This is a genomic window from Aeromicrobium sp. (assembly GCF_049587115.1).
GTDB lineage: Bacteria > Actinomycetota > Actinomycetes > Propionibacteriales > Nocardioidaceae > Aeromicrobium.
The window spans coordinates 1-17,973 of record NZ_JBAVDI010000093.1; the positions used below are offsets into that span (position 1 = coordinate 1).

General features: G+C 66.9%; 20 protein-coding genes. 14 read left to right on the forward strand and 6 right to left on the reverse strand.

Annotated elements, in window-relative coordinates:
* Positions 1–223: oxygenase MpaB family protein (locus WB461_RS08965; protein ID WP_423852390.1), on the reverse strand; the 223-nt coding region annotated here is incomplete at its 3' end.
* Between the two features lie 32 nt (positions 224–255).
* The gene (locus WB461_RS08970) at positions 256–915 is read right to left on the reverse strand and encodes a TetR/AcrR family transcriptional regulator (RefSeq protein ID WP_423852391.1); all 660 of its coding nucleotides are present in this window, start codon (positions 913–915) and stop codon (positions 256–258) included.
* A gap of 152 nt (positions 916–1,067) precedes the next feature.
* On the opposite strand from WB461_RS08970, the gene WB461_RS08975 reads away from it, so the two are divergent.
* Together WB461_RS08975 and hemW are read left to right on the forward strand one after the other, a co-directional pair.
* Positions 1,068–2,903, forward strand: a complete 1,836-nt coding sequence (locus WB461_RS08975) for an AMP-dependent synthetase/ligase (protein ID WP_423852392.1) — start codon at positions 1,068–1,070, stop codon at positions 2,901–2,903.
* Positions 2,904–2,906: 3 nt separating this feature from the next.
* Positions 2,907–4,079 (forward strand): radical SAM family heme chaperone HemW, encoded by a 1,173-nt coding sequence (gene hemW / locus WB461_RS08980; protein ID WP_423852393.1) that lies wholly within the window; start codon positions 2,907–2,909, stop codon positions 4,077–4,079.
* Here the strand turns inward: hemW and WB461_RS08985 are convergent.
* Both WB461_RS08985 and WB461_RS08990 read right to left on the reverse strand, forming a co-directional pair.
* Positions 4,076–4,912 (reverse strand): DUF3097 domain-containing protein, encoded by an 837-nt coding sequence (locus WB461_RS08985; protein WP_423852394.1) that lies wholly within the window; start codon positions 4,910–4,912, stop codon positions 4,076–4,078. The two genes, hemW and WB461_RS08985, sit on opposite strands and share 4 nt — an antisense overlap.
* Positions 4,905–5,348 (reverse strand): hypothetical protein, encoded by a 444-nt coding sequence (locus WB461_RS08990; RefSeq protein WP_423852395.1) that lies wholly within the window; start codon positions 5,346–5,348, stop codon positions 4,905–4,907. The genes WB461_RS08985 and WB461_RS08990 overlap by 8 nt, the downstream gene beginning before the upstream one ends.
* Positions 5,349–5,407: 59 nt before the next feature.
* On the opposite strand from WB461_RS08990, the gene hrcA reads away from it, so the two are divergent.
* The 8 genes from hrcA (at position 5,408) to era (ending at position 12,050) form a co-directional block, all read left to right on the forward strand.
* A complete protein-coding gene (gene hrcA / locus WB461_RS08995) occupies positions 5,408–6,424 on the forward strand; it encodes a heat-inducible transcriptional repressor HrcA (RefSeq protein ID WP_423852396.1) in 1,017 nt (338 codons plus the stop codon).
* A gap of 36 nt (positions 6,425–6,460) precedes the next feature.
* Positions 6,461–7,609, forward strand: coding sequence for a molecular chaperone DnaJ (gene dnaJ / locus WB461_RS09000; protein WP_423852397.1), 1,149 nt, complete (start codon positions 6,461–6,463; stop codon positions 7,607–7,609).
* Positions 7,606–7,959 carry an HIT domain-containing protein gene (locus WB461_RS09005; RefSeq protein ID WP_423852398.1) on the forward strand — a complete coding sequence of 118 codons (354 nt, stop codon included), beginning with the start codon at positions 7,606–7,608 and terminating at the stop codon, positions 7,957–7,959. Before dnaJ ends, WB461_RS09005 begins: the two co-directional genes overlap by 4 nt.
* 90 nt (positions 7,960–8,049) lie before the next feature.
* The gene (locus WB461_RS09010; RefSeq protein WP_423852399.1) at positions 8,050–9,045 is read left to right on the forward strand and encodes a PhoH family protein; all 996 of its coding nucleotides are present in this window, start codon (positions 8,050–8,052) and stop codon (positions 9,043–9,045) included.
* Positions 9,023–9,499, forward strand: coding sequence for an rRNA maturation RNase YbeY (ybeY, locus tag WB461_RS09015; protein ID WP_423852400.1), 477 nt, complete (start codon positions 9,023–9,025; stop codon positions 9,497–9,499). Before WB461_RS09010 ends, ybeY begins: the two co-directional genes overlap by 23 nt.
* 10 nt (positions 9,500–9,509) lie before the next feature.
* Complete coding sequence (locus WB461_RS09020; RefSeq protein WP_423852401.1) at positions 9,510–10,814, forward strand: hemolysin family protein; 1,305 nt, start codon at positions 9,510–9,512, stop codon at positions 10,812–10,814.
* Entirely contained in the window at positions 10,798–11,136 is a 339-nt protein-coding gene (locus WB461_RS09025; protein WP_423852402.1) for a cytidine deaminase, read from the forward strand. Before WB461_RS09020 ends, WB461_RS09025 begins: the two co-directional genes overlap by 17 nt.
* A complete protein-coding gene (gene era / locus WB461_RS09030) occupies positions 11,133–12,050 on the forward strand; it encodes a GTPase Era (protein WP_423852403.1) in 918 nt (305 codons plus the stop codon). Before WB461_RS09025 ends, era begins: the two co-directional genes overlap by 4 nt.
* Positions 12,051–12,091: 41 nt before the next feature.
* On the opposite strand, the gene WB461_RS09035 is transcribed toward era, so the two are convergent.
* Positions 12,092–12,358, reverse strand: coding sequence for an acylphosphatase (locus WB461_RS09035; RefSeq protein WP_423852404.1), 267 nt, complete (start codon positions 12,356–12,358; stop codon positions 12,092–12,094).
* A gap of 263 nt (positions 12,359–12,621) precedes the next feature.
* On the opposite strand from WB461_RS09035, the gene WB461_RS09040 reads away from it, so the two are divergent.
* On the forward strand, positions 12,622–13,641 hold the full coding sequence (locus WB461_RS09040; protein ID WP_423852405.1) for a PHP domain-containing protein: 1,020 nt from the start codon (positions 12,622–12,624) through the stop codon (positions 13,639–13,641).
* A 39-nt stretch (positions 13,642–13,680) separates the two neighbouring features.
* On the opposite strand, the gene WB461_RS09045 is transcribed toward WB461_RS09040, so the two are convergent.
* Positions 13,681–14,166, reverse strand: coding sequence for a flavodoxin family protein (locus WB461_RS09045; protein WP_423852406.1), 486 nt, complete (start codon positions 14,164–14,166; stop codon positions 13,681–13,683).
* 333 nt (positions 14,167–14,499) lie between these two features.
* Here WB461_RS09045 and leuA point away from each other — a divergent pair, with 333 nt between their 5' ends.
* The 3 genes from leuA to WB461_RS09060 form a co-directional block, all read left to right on the forward strand.
* On the forward strand, positions 14,500–16,230 hold the full coding sequence (gene leuA / locus WB461_RS09050; protein WP_423852407.1) for a 2-isopropylmalate synthase: 1,731 nt from the start codon (positions 14,500–14,502) through the stop codon (positions 16,228–16,230).
* Between the two features lie 143 nt (positions 16,231–16,373).
* Positions 16,374–17,456 (forward strand): saccharopine dehydrogenase C-terminal domain-containing protein, encoded by a 1,083-nt coding sequence (locus WB461_RS09055; protein WP_423852408.1) that lies wholly within the window; start codon positions 16,374–16,376, stop codon positions 17,454–17,456.
* A gap of 1 nt (position 17,457) precedes the next feature.
* The coding region (locus WB461_RS09060; protein WP_423852409.1) for an aldehyde dehydrogenase family protein at positions 17,458–17,973 on the forward strand (516 nt) is incomplete at its 3' end.

The following is a 17,973-nucleotide window of genomic DNA, read 5'->3' on the forward strand; positions in this document are numbered from 1 at the left end:
GGGTGCCGGTGTACTGCAGCGTTCGGTCGAAGCGCAGAGACGGACGATCGCGAAGGGAGCCGGAGTCGTCGACCGATGCCACCACGAAGGGATCCAGCATCTCGGTCAGCGCCGTGCGCTGGAATCCGACTGTCACGGACGTGGGGAAGCGGTAAACCTTCCACGTGACCGAGCCCGGGCCGAAGATGCCGTAGTCAGCATGCGGAGACACCGGGTACGTCATGCAACAAACTGTGGCTGACATGTTGCATCTGGTCAAGAGCTGGTGTGATCGCGGATCCCGGATGGGCCGAGCAGGAGAGGCACCAACGTCCGCCGCGCGTACGCTCGTGCGCCGTCGGCCGATCGCACGTCGATCGCGTGCTGGGCCGGCAGCAGGATGAATGAGGCAAACAGCCTGGCCATCGTCTCGCCGACCTGATCCGCGTGGAGGTGCGCGCCGACGCCATCGGCCTGCGCCCGTCGTACACCCGCGGCGACGAACGTGCTGCCGAGGGCCAGCAGGGCAGCTCCGTCGGCCAGGCCGGCCGCAATGAGGTCCTGCGGCTCGAACGCCGCCGTCCGCCGGATCACGGGATGGGCTTCGGCGAGGCGCAGCGCCGCGACGAATCCCTCGACGAGCTGGTCGGCCGAGTCCTCGACGCCGGCGATCGCCAGCAGGATGCCCTCGGCCATCCGAGTCCCTTCGCGCAACGTCATCGCCTGAAGCATCGAGTCGCGGTCGCCGAATCGGCGATAGACCGTGACCCGGTTGACGCCTGCTCGTCGCGCGACGCCGTCGATCGTCAGGGCGCCGATTCCGCGGGCTGCGCTCTCCGTCACGGCTGCGTCGAGGATGCGCGTTGCGGTGGAGTCCCCGGGGAGCTCCGAGGCCTGACCCGCGAGAGCGCGACCGAGCACACCACCTAGGTCCATGCGTGCAGGGTATCGCCGTGGGAGATCCTCACCGCAACGCGCGGCGGAACGACCGACTCGGTGCGCCAAGCAACGAATCGGTGAGCCTACTGCGAGGTAGGTTAGGGTGACCGGCAACACATTCCCCCAGTACGTACGTGAAGGACCACCGAATGCCAGCTCCAGTCGCCACTCCCGAACAGCTCGCTGTGATCGAGAATCGCGCGCCCAGCGTCTCCGCCCTCTTCTTCGACCGGGTCAAGCAGAGCGGCCCTCGCGAGGCCTTCCGCTATCCCGATGAGAAGGAGGTCTGGCAGTCGCTGACCTGGGATGAGACCGGGACGCGCGTCACCCACCTGGCCGCTGGTCTGGTCTCCTTGGGGATCCAGGCCGAGGAGCGGGTGGCGATCGCATCGGGCACGCGCCTGGAGTGGATCCTGTCCGACCTCGCCATCATGGCCGCCGGTGGCGCGACCACCACGGTCTACCCCACGACGATGGCCGGCGACGTCGCCTACATCCTGGCCGACTCGGACAGCCGTATCGTGTTCGCCGAGGATGACGAGCAGGTCGCCAAGCTGCGGGAGAAGCACTCCGAGCTCCCGTCGATCGTCAAGGTCGTCGTCTTCGACGGCAGCGGCGACGGCGACTGGGTCATCAGCTTCGACGATCTGGAAAAGCTTGGCGCCGACTACCTGGCCGAGCACCCCAGCGCCATCACCGAGCGGGTCGCCGCGACGACCAAGGACTCGCTCGCAACGCTGATCTACACCTCCGGGACGACCGGTCGCCCCAAGGGCGTTCGCCTGGCGCACGACGGTTGGGTCTATGAGGGCGCCGTCATGGTCGCCGCCGACATCCTGAGCGAGGACGACCTGCAGTTCCTCTGGCTGCCGATGGCTCACTCGTTCGGCAAGGTGCTGCTGTCGACCCAGCTGGCGATCGGTTTCGCCACGGCGATCGACGGCCGCGTGCCGCGCATCGTCGACAACCTCGCAATCGTCAAGCCGACGTTCATGGGCGCTGCACCGCGCATCTTCGAGAAGGCTTACGGACGCATCGTCGGCATGACCGAGGCCGAGGGTGGCGCCAAGCTGAAGATCTTCAAGTGGGCTGAGGGCGTCGGCCTGGAGCACTCCCGCGCGGTACGTGCGGGCAAGAGCGTCTCGCCGGTCCTCAAGGCGAAGTTCGCCGTTGCCGACAAGCTGGTGTTCTCCAAGGTGCGGGAGCGCTTCGGCGGTCGGGTCCGCTTCTTCATCTCCGGTGCTGCAGCGCTGTCACCGGACATCGCCGAATGGTTCCACGCTTCCGGCGTCCTGATCCTGGAGGGCTATGGCCTGACCGAGAACTCGGCCGGCGCCTTCGTCAACCAGCCCGACAACTTCAAGCTGGGATCGGTCGGGATGGCATTCCCCGGCAGCGAGGCGAAGATCGCGGAGGACGGCGAGATCCTCATCAAGGGCCCGCACGTCATGCGCGGTTATCACAACCTGGACTCGGAGAGCGCCTCGACGCTGACCGCGGAGGGCTGGCTCCACACCGGCGACGAGGGCCGCATGGATGACGACGGCTTCCTGTACATCACGGGACGCAAGAAGGAGCTGTTCAAGACCTCCGGCGGCAAGTATGTGGCTCCGCCACACATCGAGGGCACATTCAAGGGCATCAGCGCCCTGACGAGCCAGATCGTGGTGCACGGCAACGAGCGCAACTTCTGCTCCGCATTGATCACCCTCGATCCCGATGCGGTGTCCGAGTGGGCCGCTGGTCACGAGATGGCCGGCAAGTCGTATGCCGAGATCGTCAGCTCGCCGGAGATGCATGACGTCATCCAGGCGCAGATCGACGAGCTGAACACCAAGATCAACCGCTGGGAGACGATCAAGAAGTTCGCGATCCTCGACCACGACCTGTCAATCGAGTCCGGCGAGATCACCCCGAGCATGAAGGTCAAGCGCAATGTCGTCGAAGCCAACAACAAGGCGATTCTCGACGGCTTCTACGCTTAGCGAGTGAACTCGACCGAAGGCTCGCTCTCCCAGTCGGGGGAGCGAGCCTTCGGCATCTACGTGCACGTGCCGTTCTGCTCGGTTCGCTGCGGCTATTGCGATTTCAACACCTATACCGCGGACGAGCTGGGGGAGGGTGCGACGCGTGCCTCCTACGCCGACACCGCGATCCTCGAGATCGAGCAGGCCGGTCGTTCGCTGCCGGACGCCCCGCCTGTCCAGACGGTGTTCTTCGGTGGTGGCACCCCGACTCAGCTGCCATCGGATGATCTCGTCCGGGTGCTGCACAGGGTCCGCCGCACCTTTGGGTTGGCCGAGGATGTCGAGGTCACCACGGAGGCCAATCCCGACAGCGTCACGCCGGAGTCGCTCGCGACCCTGCGGGAGGGCGGGTTCACCCGAATCTCGTTTGGGGTCCAGTCGGCCGTACCCCACGTGCTGGCGACATTGGACCGCACGCACGACCCCGCCGGCGTTCCACAGGCGGTCCGCTGGGCGCGCGAAGCAGGGTTCGAGCAGCTCAGCGTCGACCTGATCTATGGCACGCCGGGGGAGTCGATGACCGACTGGCGAGCCAGCGTCGAGCAGGCCATCGCGCTCGAGCCCGACCACATCAGCGCGTATGCGCTGATCGTCGAGGACGGCACGGCATTCGCCCGCAAGGTTCGGCGAGGCGAGGTGCTGATGCCGGACGACGACGAGACCGCCGACAAGTATGTCCTTGCCGACGAGCTGTTCTCAGGCGCCGGTCTGGACTGGTACGAGCTGTCCAACTGGGCTCGCGACGAGGCGGCCCAGTGTCGGCACAACGTGCTCTACTGGCGCAGCGCCGATTGGTGGGGGATCGGACCGGGTGCGCATTCCCACGTGAACGGCGAACGCTGGTGGAACGTCAAGCACCCCGCGGCCTATGCGCAGCGGCTCACGGCCGGCGAATCGCCGCGACACGACGGTGAAACGATCGACGCCGCGACCGCGCGCGTCGAGCAGATCATGCTCGAGACCCGCCTTCGCTCGGGTCTGAGGCTCGACTCGTTGGGAACGACGGCCCGCGCCGCGGTCCCCGGGGTCGTGGCCCGTGGACTGGCCGACGTCGCGGACGACCGACTGGTGCTGACCCGCTCGGGCCGGCTGCTGGCCGATGCGGTCGTGCGTGATCTGGTCGAGCAGGGCTAGGCGGAAGCCGTCACGAAATCGATGAGCTCCTCGACGCGGCCCAACAGCTCCGGCTCGAGGTCGGTGTAGGAGTCGACCCGGCTCAGGATGTGTTTCCAGGCTCTGGCGATGTCGGCCTGATCGCGGTGCGGCCAGCCCAACGCCTCGCAGATGCCGTGCTTCCATTCGGTACCGCGCGGGATGACTGGCCATGTGGACATGCCCAACCGATCGGGCTTGACCGACTGCCAGACGTCGACGTACGGATGGCCAACGACCAGGACGTGCGCCCGCGAGGAGATCTGCTGGGCGATGCGGGTCTCCTTGGACCCCGGCACGAGGTGGTCCACCAGCACGCCCAGCCTGCGATCGGCCGTCGGTGCGAACTCTGCGACGACCGCAGCAAGGTCGTCGATGCCGCCGAGGTACTCGACCGCGACGCCCTCGATCCGCAGGTCATCGCCCCACACCTTCTCGACCAGCTCCGCATCGTGACGTCCCTCGACATAGATGCGGCTGGGCAGAGCGACTCGCGCTCTGGCGCCTGCGACGGTGCGAGAACCCGACGCCGTGCGTCCGGACGTGGCCTTGGTCCCGGCCGACGGGGGCCGGAGGTGGACGGGCTTGCCGTCGAGCAGGAAACCGGGGCCGAAGGGAAATGACCGGCGGACCAGGCGACGGTCCTCCAGGATCATCATGCCGAGGTCCTTCTCGATCACCATGATCTCGCCGCAGAAGCCGGTGGTGGCGTCCTCGACGACCATCCCGTGCTCGACGACGACATCGACGGTGCGCCCGCGCGGGGGCTTCTTCCAGTCCCCGGACAGGACGTCGGAGCCGTAGCGGTCAACCATGCAGCGCCCCGAGAAGTCGTTGGTGGAGGGCCTCGACGTCGTCCTTGGTGACGCTCGCCGGGAGGATGTCTGGCGTGCCCTCCATGAGCCCGAGCGCGAGGTCGACCGCGACCGGCCAGCTCGGACCCACGTGTGGCGGCAGCTCATCGGCCCACAAAGCGCCGATCGTGACCCATCGACGGGTCCGCTCCTGGTCGATATGGGTGACGGTCATGACGAGCTCCCCGCCGTTCGGCCCGTCGCCGAGATGTGCGATCTCGGCGAACCAGCCACCGCCCAGGTCGACCGCCCACACGGCGGACATGTTTCCGCCACGCGTCTCGTGGGCAATCGTCGTCCCATCCGCGAGGCGTACCTGGTACGGGGTGAAGGTGAGCGATGTCTCGTCGCCTGCGACGGCGATCGCCCCGTTGGCGCCCTCCGTGATTGCTCCCACCTCGCTAGACTGGCACTTGACCGATGAGAGTGCCAGCACGACGCGCGGAAGGGGAAGCGATGTCTGATGACCGCCGACTTGACGTCCTCCGGGCGATCGTCGAGGACTACGTCGCGACCCAGGAGCCGGTGGGTTCCCGCTCTCTGCTGGACCGTCACCAGCTCGGCGTCTCGCCGGCCACGATCCGCAACGACATGGCGGCGCTCGAGGACGAGGGCTACCTCACCCAGCCGCACACCAGCGCCGGTCGCATCCCGACGGACAAGGGGTACCGGATGTTCGTCGACCGGCTCGCGTCGGTCAAGGCCCTGTCGCCGGCCGAGCGCCGGGCCATCGAGACGTTCCTGACCGGTGCGGTGGACGTCGACGACGTCGTCCAGCGGTCCGTGCGGGTCCTGGCGCAGCTCACCAACCAGGTGGCGATCGTCCAGTACCCCTCCCTCACCCGCTCGACGGTCCGACACATCGAGATCGTGGCGCTCGAGGGCGCCCGGGTCCTGCTGGTCGTCATCACCAGCAGCGGCCGGGTCGAGCAGCGCATCATCGAGCTGGTCACGACTCCCGGCGAGCACCTGATCAGCGACCTGCGATCCCGCATCACCCAGGCCACGGTTGGTCAACGCCTCCCGGAGGCCTCGCTCCGGCTGGCTGACCTGATCCAGACCTTCGAGATGAACGACCGGCCCATCGTCACCGCGATCGTCACGACCCTGACGCAGACCTTCTCCAACGAGCGCTCCGACGAGCGCATCGCGGTGGGTGGCACGGCCAACCTCGCCCGCTTCGGCAGCGATTTCGACACCGCGATCAAGCCGGTGCTCGAGGCGATCGAGGAGCAGGTGGTGCTGCTCAAGCTGTTGGGAGAAGCGACCGGTGGGCTCACGGTCCGCATCGGCAGCGAGACCGGTCACGAGAGCCTCGCCAGCACGGCCGTCGTCTCCACCGCGTACGGACTGGATGACCAGGCTCTTGCGACACTCGGGACGGTGGGCCCGACCCGGATGGACTATCCAGCCACGATGGCTGCCGTCGGCGCCGTCGCCCGTTACGTCGGCCGCATGCTGGCCGACAACTGACCCCCTTTTCGACCTGATCAAGGACACCTAGGACTCATGGCACAGGACTTCTACGCAACACTCGGCGTCGAGCGCGATGCTGGCGCGGACGAGATCAAGAAGGCATATCGCAAGCTCGCCCGCCAGCTGCACCCGGACGTCAACGAGGCGGCGGACGCGTCCGATCGCTTCAAGGAGGTGACGCTCGCCTACGAGGTGCTCTCGGATCCGCAGAAGCGTTCGACCTACGATCGCGGTGGCGACCCGCTGAGCAACGGGGGAGGAGGCGGCGGCTTCGGCGGCCAGGGCTTCAACTTCGACGACATCATGGACGCGTTCTTCGGGCAGAACGCCGGACGAGGTCCACGATCCCGCTCGCAGCGAGGGCAGGATGCCCTGCTGCGGCTCGAGGTCGACCTCGCTGAAGCTGCTTTCGGTGCGACCCATGAGATCAAGGTCGACACCGCCGTCACCTGCACCACGTGCGAAGGCAGCGGTGCAGCCAACGGCTCAGAACCCGTGACCTGCCGCACCTGCCACGGCCACGGCGACGTGCAGCACGTCCAGCGATCGCTGCTGGGTGACATCCGTACGTCCCGGCCGTGCCCGACGTGCCACGGTTTCGGCTCGGTGATCCCTGATCCGTGCCCGGAGTGCGCAGGCGAAGGCCGGGTGCGTTCGCGACGCACGATCTCGGTCACGATCCCCGCTGGCGTCGACCAGGGCACCCGCATCCAGCTGACCGGCGAAGGTGAGGTCGGCCCCGGCGGCGGACCTGCCGGTGATCTCTACCTCGAGATCAATGTGGCCCGGCACCCCGTGTTCCAGCGCAAGGGCGATCAGCTGTTCTGTCAGATCACCTTGCCGATGACCGCAGCGGCTCTTGGCACGCACCTGGATCTGCCGACCCTCGAGGCCGACATGCCCGAGCCGGACGGTGCGACCCAGGTCGAGCTGGATGTCACGCCCGGCACGCAGTCCGGCGACACCCTCACCATCAAGGGGCACGGCGTTCCCCGCCTGCGTGGTCCCGGCCGGGGTGATCTCAAGGTGCAGGTCGTCGTCGAGACACCGGAGCGCCTCGACGAGGAGCAGCGCGCCCTGCTCGAGCAGCTCGCGCAGCTGCGTGACGAGGAGCGTCCCGAGGCGCTGATCGCCAGCAACAACAGGGGTGTCTTCGGCAAGCTCAAGGATGCGTTCAAGTGAGCTCGACAGCCGACCCGGACTGCCTGTTCTGCAAGATCGTCACTGGCGAGATTCCCGCAGAGATCGTGTCCCAGACCCCACACACCGTCGCGTTCCGTGACGTGGACCCGCAGGCCCCGACCCACGTCCTGGTGATCCCTCGCAGGCACGAGCCGGACATCGGCAGTCTCGCGGCCGTCGACGCCGAAGCGACGATCGCCCTGCTCGCCGAGGCCAGGAAGATTGCCGAGGCCCACGCAGAAGGGTCCTACCGGCTGGTGTTCAACACGGGCGCCGAAGCGCATCAGACCGTGTTCCACTGCCATGCGCACGTCCTGGCCGGGCGTGCGCTCGGCTGGCCCCCCGTTTGATCAACAGCCTCGCGCGGCCCGGGAGGCGGCGACTGGTGCTGACTGCCGAACTGGCGTGTCGTGACGGCGATTGCGTACGATTGGGACCACATGACTGACGACACCACGCCTACTCACGCGTTCTCGATCCCGTCGAGCGTTCCGGCAGTAGCCCTGCTGGGTCCGGCCGACGAGTTCCTTCGGCTGATCGAAGACTCCTTCGAAGCGCGCATCCATGCCCGGGGTGACACCATCACCGTGGCCGGCTCGCCGGCCGAAGCCGCGATGGTCGAGCGCCTCCTCGACGAGCTCGTCACGATTGTCCGCACCGGACAGCACCTGACCCGCGAGACGGTCGAGCGCAGCATCGCCATGCTGCGCACCGAGACAGAGGAGAAGCCGGCTGAGGTTCTCAGCCTCAACATCCTCTCCAACCGCGGCAGGACGATTCGCCCCAAGACGGTCAACCAGAAGCGCTACGTCGATGCGATCGACAAGCACACGATCGTGTTCGGGATCGGACCTGCCGGCACCGGCAAGACGTACCTCGCGATGGCCAAGGCAGTGCAGGCGCTGCAGGCCAAGGAGGTCACCCGGATCATCCTGACGCGACCTGCCGTCGAGGCCGGTGAGCGCCTCGGCTTCCTGCCCGGCACGCTCGGCGAGAAGATCGACCCCTATCTGCGCCCGCTGTACGACGCGCTGCACGACATGATCGATCCCGAGTCGATCCCCAAGCTGCTGGCGTCCGGGGTCATCGAGGTCGCGCCGCTGGCCTACATGCGCGGCCGCACGCTCAACGACGCATTCATCATCCTCGACGAGGCGCAGAACACGACCCAGGAGCAGATGAAGATGTTCCTGACCCGGCTCGGCTTCGGGTCGAAGGTGGTCGTGACGGGTGACGTGACCCAGGTCGATCTGCCGTCCAGCACCAAGAGCGGGCTGCGGGTCGTGCAGGACATCCTGGACGACGTCCGCGACATCCACTTCTCCCGGCTGACCGCCTCGGACGTCGTCCGGCACAAGCTGGTCGGACGCATCGTCGCCGCCTACGACGAGTTCGAGGCGGGTGCAGATTCCCATGAACGTCGACGTACTCAATGAGTCCGGGGTCGACGTCGACGTCGTCGACCTGACCCGGCTGTGTCGCTTCACGATGCGACGGATGCGACTGCATCCCGCGACCGAGCTGACGGTGCGGCTGGTCGATCCCGACACGATCGCGGTGCTCAACCAGCAGTGGATGGGCAAGACCGGGCCGACCGACGTGCTGTCGTTTCCGATGGATGAGCTGACGCCGGGGCGCGTGGGCGTCGACAGCCCCGAGGGCTACCTGGGTGACATCGCGCTGTGTCCCCAAGTCGCCGAGCAGCAGGCGCCGGCCGCGGGCCACGCCACGCAGGACGAGGTCGATCTGCTGACGGTGCACGGCATCCTCCACCTCCTGGGGTACGACCACGCTGAGCCTGAGGAGCACAAGGAGATGTTCGGCCTGCAGGGTCGGCTGCTGCTCGAGTGGCAGCAGCTGGCCCAGGGCCACGACCCAGAGCAACCGTGACGGGCCGACGATGAGCTGGGTTCCCATCATCGGGTCGGTGCTTCTTGCCCTCGTCGCTGGCACGCTGGCGAGCGTGGACGCGGCGATCTCGGCGTTCTCCAAGGCCCGGGCCGAGGAGCTCGAGGACGAGGGCCGAGGCGGCGCAGGGCGCCTGGCGCGGATCCTCGAGGACCCGGCGCCCTATCTCAACTCGGTGCTGCTCATTCGCGTGCTGGCCGAGACCTCCAGCATCGTGCTGGTAGCACTCTTCGTGGCCGATCACGTCAGTGGTTTCTGGCCGCGGTTCAGCATCGCGGTCGGAATCATGGTGGTCGTCAGCTTCGTCCTGATCGGCGTCGGACCACGCACCCTCGGGCGGCAGCACGCCGAGTCGGTCGCGCTCGCCTCGGCGCTGCCGGTCATCGGTCTGACGACGCTGCTCGGACCGATCCCGCTCGTGCTGATCCTGCTCGGCAACGCCGTGACGCCGGGCAAGGGATTCCGTGAGGGCCCGTTCGCGTCCGAGGTCGAGGTTCGTGAGCTCGTCGACCTCGCCGCCGCAAGCTCGGTCATCGAGTCCGACGAGGGCAGGATGCTGCAGTCGGTGTTCGAGCTCGGCGACACGATCGTGCGCGAGGTCATGGTTCCCCGCACCGACTTGGTGTTCGTCGAGCGTCACAAGACTCTGCGGCAGGCGATGTCCCTGGCCCTGCGCAGCGGCTACTCGCGAATGCCGATCGTCGGTGAGAATCTCGACGACGTCATCGGTATGGCGTACCTCAAGGACATCACCAAGCGAGTCTTCGACAACCACGTGGCTGAGACCACTGAACGCATCGAGTCGATCGCGCGACCATGCCTGTTCATCCCTGACACCAAGCACGCCGACGATCTCCTCAAGGAGATGCAGGCGCAGCGCACCCACGTCGCGATCGTCGTCGACGAGTTCGGCGGTACTGCCGGAATGGTCACGATCGAGGACATCGTGGAGGAGATCGTCGGCGAGATCACCGACGAGTACGACACCGAGCCGGAGGCGAGTGAGCAGCTCACCGACGGCTCCTGGCGAGTCAGCTCCAGATTCGAGGTCGACGACCTGGAGGATCTGTTCGACATTCCGATCGACGACGAAGACGTCGACTCGGTTGGTGGGCTGATGGCCAAACATCTGGGCAAGGTCCCGATCCGGGGGAGTGTCGTCGAGGTCGAGGGTCTACGGTTCGAGGCCGAGGGCCCGTCCGGCCGGCGCAATCGAATCGGCCGCGTCCTGGTGAGCCGACTCGATCACCACACTGCTGACCAATCGAAAGGTCCAGATCATGGACATCAGTCCTGAGGACGCCAAGCTCGTGACGCTGGCACGTACCTCGCGCGCCCGGACGTCTGCGCGGCATGGAGCGGCCGTGCGAGACCAGGACGGGCGTACATACGCCGCCTCGACGGTCGACCTGCCGTCGGTCAAGATTGACGCCCTGGACCTCGCCGTGGCCATGGCGGTCTCCTCCGGCGCCACCAGCATCGAGGCCGCAGCTCTGGTCGCAGAACGAGAGCCTGAGCCGATCATCAGGGGCACCGCGGTGCGTGATCTGGCCGGCCACGGCATCAGCGTCATCATCGCCGACCCCACCGGTGATGTCGTCCGGGTGGGTACGACGTGAGCGAGTTCAGGTCCGGGTTCGCCTGCTTCGTCGGTCGCCCCAATGCCGGCAAGTCCACCCTGACCAACGCCCTCGTGGGCGGCAAGATCGCGATCACCTCGTCCAAGCCGCAGACGACCCGCCACGCGATCCGTGGATTGGTCAACCGCGAGGATGCGCAGCTGATCCTGATCGACACCCCAGGTCTGCACAAGCCGCACACGCTCCTGGGCGAGCGACTCAACGCACTGGTCCGCTCGACGTGGTCCGAGGTGGACACGATCGGAATGTGTCTGCCGGCCAACGAGTCGGTGGGCGAGGGCGACAAGTTCCTGATCCGCGAGCTCGCGCAGATCCGCCGCAAGCCGGTGTTCGCGATAGCGACCAAGACCGACTTGGTCAAACCCGAGAAGCTGCGCGATCATCTGCTTCAGATCCAGCAGGCGGGCATCGACGCTGGCCTCCAGTGGCAGGAGATCATCCCGGTGTCCGCGGTGGCCAACGAGCAGGTCGATCTGCTGGCTGGTCTGCTGATCGACACCCTTCCGCCGGGTCCGGCGCTGTATCCCGAGGGACAGCTGACGGACGAGCCGGAGGAGACGCTGATCGCCGAGATCATCCGTGAAGCGGCGCTGGAGGGTGTGCGCGACGAGCTTCCGCACTCCATCGCGGTCGTGATCGACGAGATGGTGCCACGTGAGGGTCGACCCGCTGACAAGCCGCTGATCGACGTCCGGGTCAACGTCTACGTCGAGCGCGACAGCCAGAAGGGCATCATCATCGGCAAGCAGGGCGCCCGGCTGCGCGAGATCGGCACCGAGTCGCGCTCACAGATTGAGAAGATCCTCGGCACTCCCGTGTTTCTGGACCTGCACGTCAAGGTCGCCAAGGACTGGCAGCGGGACCCCAAGCAGCTGCGCAAGCTCGGGTTCTGAGCCGCTTTCCGCGCCGGCGACGCCTGATCATCTGATGCGCGTCACCTGGCGGTGAATCCGAGGGTTCCGGTTGGCTCCTCGTCGGTCACATCGACGCTCTCGACGACGGCGCGTGGGGGACCATGATGCGCCCACTCGAGCATGGACTCGACTGCGATCGGCGCGCCCTCGAAGACGGCCTCGACCGAGCCGTCCGAGCGATTCGAGACCCAGCCGTTGACGTGGCACCTCCGCGCCTCCTGCTGGCAGGTGGCGCGGAAGAAGACGCCCTGGACCGTCCCGCGCACCACGACGCGGCGGCGGATCACGCCCGCACCGGCTGACCGGTCACGTCAGCAGACCCGGTCCGGCAGCGCGAAGTCCGGCGACGGCGGCGAGCACCAGCCGCTTCCCCGTCCTACGATGTCGGTGCACTCGACAGCTGCCACCCACGGGATTCGCCCCTCACTGCAAGCGGCGGGGGACGCATCCTCCGCCGTGGTGATGATCTTGTTTCGTGCCGGTCAGTGTGCCAGCCTCAACGGTCGGCGTCCGGGATTGGCCAGCGGGGTGGGTGCAGGAGGAGTCGAGAATGGATCCGCGGGAGGCGCTGAAGGAGACTGCGTTCTGGCTCGAGCGCGAGCGGGCCACGACGTACCGCGTCGAGGCGTTCCGGAAGGCGGCGACTGCCATCGAGGGCCTTGACCCTGACCAGGTGGCGGCTGCGGTGACAGATGGCCGGCTCAGGCGGTTGAAGGGAATTGGCGATCGTACATTCGGTGTCGTGGCTCAGGCGGTCGGGGGCCAGGTTCCTGACTATCTCGTTGATCTCCGCGAGCGCGGAGCGGCACCTCTGGCGACAGGTGGGGCGGGGTTGCGGGCCCAGCTCCGCGGTGATCTGCACAGCCACTCGAACTGGTCCGACGGTGGTTCCTCCATCCAGGAGATGGCCCGCGCCGCGGTGTGGCGGGGTCGTGAGTACCAGGTGCTGACCGATCACTCGCCGAGACTGACGGTGGCCAACGGGCTGACAGCGGAACGGCTCGCCGAACAGATCGACGCCGTCGCCGAAGTCGACGCCGGGTATGACGACTTCAGGCTGCTGAGCGGCATCGAGGTCGACATCCTCGACGACGGTCGCCTCGATCAGTCCGTCGACCTGCTCGGACGTCTGGACGTCGTCGTCGCCAGTGTGCACTCCAAGCTCTCGATGGGTCGTGAGGCGATGACTCGACGAATGGTCACCGCGATCAGCAACCCGCACACCAACGTGCTCGGACACTGCACGGGACGACTGGTGGAGGGATCGCGCGGACGGCGGGACGAGTCGAGCTTCGACCCCGAGATCGTGTTCGCGGCCTGCCAACAGTTCGACGTGGCGGTCGAGATCAACTCTCGGCCTGAACGGCAGGACCCGCCGCGGCGGTTGCTGCAGATCGCGCTGGACCTCGACTGCACCTTCGCGATCAACACCGACGCGCACGCCCCGGGCCAGCTGGACTTTCTCGATTACGGCGCCGAGCGTGCCGATGCCAATGGGGTCCCTGCCTCCCGCATCGTCACTACCTGGCCGGTCGACCGGCTGCTCGCCTGGTCGCACGACAAGCGCTGAGCATGGGCAGACCGAGCGTCGGAGCAAGGCGGAACGGTGTCAGCTCATCAGGAGCGCGGCCACGGTGCCGCCGAGCTCGTACGCTGCATCGAGATCCGACTGCTCGACATCGCCCATGACCTCCAGGACCGCCGCAGACTGGACCCATGGCAGAGCGCCGACGATCGACTGCACCGACCTGACGGCGCCGGTCGTGTCGTAGCGACCATGCACCCACAGCCCGTACGGCTTCTTCCCATCCGATCCGGGACTGGCAGACCCGTCGTCCGACAGCGCCCCGCCCAGCTGCAGGAAGAAGGAGTCAAAGAAGTGCTTGACCGCACCGCTCATGTACCCGAAGTTCGCCGAGGTGCCGATGAGGTAGCCGTCGGCGCCGAGCAGATCCTCGAGCTGGACGTCGAGCGCGAGGCGTGAGACGACCTCGACTCCCTCGATGGCTGCGTCGGAGGCGCCCGCGACGACCGTCTCGGTCAGGAGCCGGGTGGCTGGAGTGGGGGAGTGGTGGACGATCAGCAGCCGAGCCATGGTCCCAACGTAGTCGCCGAGGTCGGGCGGTGCGGTGCTCCGGGAGCTTCGCCCGAACTTCCAGGGGCTCCGCAGGTGAATCTTTTTGGGCGAGGCTGCTCCCGCGCTCGCTGGGCAGCCACCGGTCGCACGCTGTCGCCACCTGCGACGTGAGTGGCTCCTCCGGCGAACCCGCAGCTTCGTGATGGCTCCTGCTGCTAAAGTACGCACCATCATGCGGAACCAGAGCCTGCTCCTTCTCTGCCGCGTCGAGGTCCTCTAGGTCGGACCCCTCGGCGCGGAGTTTGTCACGCACCGGCCGCACATCAGCCAGACAAACCCTGAGGAAGCCCGATGAACCCCTACGTGTCCACGCCGCAGCAGGCCAGCGGCATGCCGTACCAGCGCTACGCCCCGTTCGTTCCGGTGGATCTGCCCGATCGCACCTGGCCTTCCAAGAGCATCACCCAAGCGCCTCGTTGGTGCGCAGTCGACCTGCGCGACGGCAATCAGGCGCTCATCGATCCGATGACCCCGGCCCGCAAGCTCGCGATGTTCCAGCTGCTGGTGCGCATGGGCTACAAGGAGATCGAGGTCGGCTTCCCGAGCGCGAGCCAGACCGACTTCGACTTCGTCCGCCAGCTCATCGAGAGCAACCTGATCCCGGACGACGTCGTTATCCAGGTGCTGACGCAGTGCCGCGAGCCCCTGATCGACCGGACCTTCGAGTCGCTGGTGGGCGCCAAGCAGGCCATTGTGCACTTCTACAACTCGACGTCGACGCTGCAGCGACGCGTCGTGTTCGGCCTGGACAAGGACGGCATCACCGACATCGCGACGCAGGGTGCGCGGCTGTGCATGAAGTACGCCGAGATCCACACGCCCGACACCCGGATCTCGTACGAGTACTCACCTGAGTCGTACACCGGCACAGAGCTGGACTATGCGCTGGAGATCTGCAGTCGGGTCATCGATGTGATCGACCCGACCCCGGACTGGCCGTTGATCATCAACCTGCCGGCGACAGTCGAGATGGCCGTCCCCAACGTCTATGCCGACTCGATCGAGTGGATGCACCGCAATCTCCCGCGTCGCGACAGCATCGTCCTGTCACTGCACCCGCACAACGACCGGGGGACCGGTGTGGCCGCGGCGGAGCTGGGCTACATGGCTGGCGCCGACCGCATCGAGGGTTGTCTTTTCGGCAACGGAGAGCGCACCGGCAATGTGTGCCTGGTGACCTTGGGGCTCAACCTGTTCAGCCAGGGCATCGACCCGCAGATCGACTTTCGTGACATCGACGAGGTCCGTCGCACCGTGGAGTACTGCAACGAGCTGCCGGTGCCCGAGCGGCATCCGTACGGCGGCGACCTGGTCTACACCGCGTTCAGCGGCTCGCACCAGGACGCCATCAAGAAGGGTCTCGAGGCGCTCACGGTGGGCGCGCAACACGACGGCGTACCGGTCGAACAGGTCCAGTGGGCCGTTCCGTACCTTCCCATCGATCCGAAAGATGTGGGCCGCTCCTACGAGGCCGTCATCCGGGTCAACAGCCAGTCCGGCAAGGGTGGCGTCGCGTACATCCTCAAGAACGATCACCAGCTCGACCTGCCCCGCCGGCTGCAGATCGAGTTCAGCCAGGTCGTGCAGGGACTCACCGAGGGCGAGGCCGGTGAGATCGAGCCCAGCGCGATCTGGGCCGCGTTCCAGCGCGAGTACCTCCAGCGCGAGTCGCCGTACTCGCTGCAGAGCTACAGCTCGGTGAGCTCGGCGGACGGTGGTGACGAACAGGTGGTCGAGCTGCAGGTGCGGGGCCGGGTGCAGGAGTTCCACGGTGAGGGCAACGGCCCGGTCGCAGCGTTCATCGACAGCTTGCGCCAGGCCGGCGCCGACATCCGGCTCCTGGACTACTCCGAGCACGCGCTGTCATCGGGCGGCGATGCCGTGGCCGCGGCCTACATCGAGTGCAACGTGGCAGGTGAGACCGTGTGGGGAGTCGGCATCCACGAGAACATCGTGACGGCCTCCCTGCGTGCCGTGGTGTCCGCGGCCAACCGGGCCGCTGCTCAGACGATTCCCAGCTGACGGCGATCTCGACAGATTTTCGGCCGGTCACTGTACCGCTCGGTACAGTGACCGGCCGATCTTGCGATAGCCTCGGTGTGACGCCGACCACCCTCGGCGCACCGTGTCCCGTGGTGCGATCCACCGCGGCGTGAGGAGGATTCGTGGCCCGCATCATCAATCAGGTCGCAGTGTTCGGTCTGGGCAAGGTAGGCGAGCTCGTCGCCGTCATGCTGGGCGAGTCGGGGTTCAAGGTCGTCGGCTACGACGCCACTCCTCGCGACGATCTCGGATTCGAGGTCAAGCCGCTCGACGTGCAGGACACCGCGGCACTGCGGGAGTCGTTGCGCGGCGTCGACGCGGTGGTGTCATGCCTGCCCTACCACCTCAACATCGACGTGGCCGAGGCCGCGTCCGAAGCCGGCACGCACTACTTCGACCTCACCGAGGACGTGCCGACGACCAACCGGGTCATCGAGCTCGCCGGTCACAATCGCGGTGCTGCGTTCGCTCCGCAGTGCGGGCTCGCGCCGGGGCTCATCGGCATCATCGGCGCCTCGATCGCCAAGACCTTCGACGAGATCCGGTCGATCGAGCTGAAGGTCGGGGCACTCCCGCAGAACCCCACGGGCCTGCTCGGCTACGCCATCAACTGGTCGCCCGAGGGCGTCGTCAACGAGTACCTCAACGACTGCGAGGTGCTGCGTTCGGGCAACCGCCAGATGGTGCCGGCGATGACCGAGAAGGAGCGGGTGTTCATCGGCGGCATCGAGCTCGAGGCGGCGCTGACCTCCGGTGGACTCGGCACGATGTGTGAGACGTACGAGGGCCAGGTGCACCGCCTCGACTACAAGACACTGCGCTATCCCGGACACTTCGACCAGATGCACTTCCTGTTCGACGAGCTCAACCTGCGCAACGAGCGTGAGCTGGTCGGCCGGATGCTGGTCGACGCGAAGCCTCCCGTCAACGACGACGTCGTGTTCATCCACGCTGCCGTCGAGGGTCGCAAGAACGGTCACCCGTTCCGGGAGAATCATGTGCGCGCCTACAAGCCGCTGGAGATCGCCGGCCGGGTCTGGCGGGCCATCTCGTGGACCACAGCCGCCTCCGCGGTCAGCGTCGTCGAGCTCGTCGCGGACGGCGTGCTCGCGCAGGGCGGCTTCATCAAGCAGGAGGACATCACGCTCGAGCAGCTGTTCTCCACCCAGGCAGGACGCCACTTCGCCGAGCAGGGAGAGGTCTGACATGGCAGACGTCGCACATCGCACGCAGGAGATCCTCGACCGGCTCGGAGTCGGCGACCCGTTCGTCGCCGACGGCGACCTGGTCAGTCGCTCGCCGATCGACGGGAGCGAGCTTGGTCGGTTGCGGTCGCACACCGCCGACGAAGCCGCTGACATGATCGGCCGGGCACAGGCCGCGTTCGAGCAGTGGCGCAGCGTGCCGGCTCCGGTCAGGGGACAGTTCGTCCGTGAGCTCGGTGAGCTGTTGCGAGAGCACAAGGACGATCTCGGTGCGCTGGTCTCGATCGAGGCCGGCAAGATCGTGTCGGAGGGCCTGGGCGAGGTCCAGGAGATGATCGACATCTGTGATCTCGCGGTGGGCCTGTCGCGCCAGCTGCACGGCCTGACGATCGCGACCGAACGTCCCGGGCACCGGATGATGGAGCAGTGGCATCCGCTGGGTGTCATCGGCGTCATCTCGGCGTTCAACTTTCCGGTCGCGGTGTGGTCGTGGAACGCCGCTCTGGCCTTCGTGTGC

Excerpts from the sequence above, each read along its gene's own strand:
- WB461_RS08970 (WP_423852391.1), bottom strand. The coding sequence starts at position 915 with ATGGACCTAGGTGGTGTGCTCGGTCGCGCTCTCGCGGGTCAGGCCTCG.
- WB461_RS08975 (WP_423852392.1), top strand. The coding sequence starts at position 1,068 with ATGCCAGCTCCAGTCGCCACTCCCGAACAGCTCGCTGTGATCGAGAAT.
- WB461_RS08985 (WP_423852394.1), bottom strand. The coding sequence starts at position 4,912 with ATGGTTGACCGCTACGGCTCCGACGTCCTGTCCGGGGACTGGAAGAAG.
- hrcA (WP_423852396.1), top strand. The coding sequence starts at position 5,408 with ATGTCTGATGACCGCCGACTTGACGTCCTCCGGGCGATCGTCGAGGAC.
- dnaJ (WP_423852397.1), top strand. The coding sequence starts at position 6,461 with ATGGCACAGGACTTCTACGCAACACTCGGCGTCGAGCGCGATGCTGGC.
- WB461_RS09010 (WP_423852399.1), top strand. The coding sequence starts at position 8,050 with ATGACTGACGACACCACGCCTACTCACGCGTTCTCGATCCCGTCGAGC.
- ybeY (WP_423852400.1), top strand. The coding sequence starts at position 9,023 with ATGAACGTCGACGTACTCAATGAGTCCGGGGTCGACGTCGACGTCGTC.
- WB461_RS09020 (WP_423852401.1), top strand. The coding sequence starts at position 9,510 with ATGAGCTGGGTTCCCATCATCGGGTCGGTGCTTCTTGCCCTCGTCGCT.
- WB461_RS09025 (WP_423852402.1), top strand. The coding sequence starts at position 10,798 with ATGGACATCAGTCCTGAGGACGCCAAGCTCGTGACGCTGGCACGTACC.
- WB461_RS09040 (WP_423852405.1), top strand. The coding sequence starts at position 12,622 with ATGGATCCGCGGGAGGCGCTGAAGGAGACTGCGTTCTGGCTCGAGCGC.
- WB461_RS09045 (WP_423852406.1), bottom strand. The coding sequence starts at position 14,166 with ATGGCTCGGCTGCTGATCGTCCACCACTCCCCCACTCCAGCCACCCGG.
- leuA (WP_423852407.1), top strand. The coding sequence starts at position 14,500 with ATGAACCCCTACGTGTCCACGCCGCAGCAGGCCAGCGGCATGCCGTAC.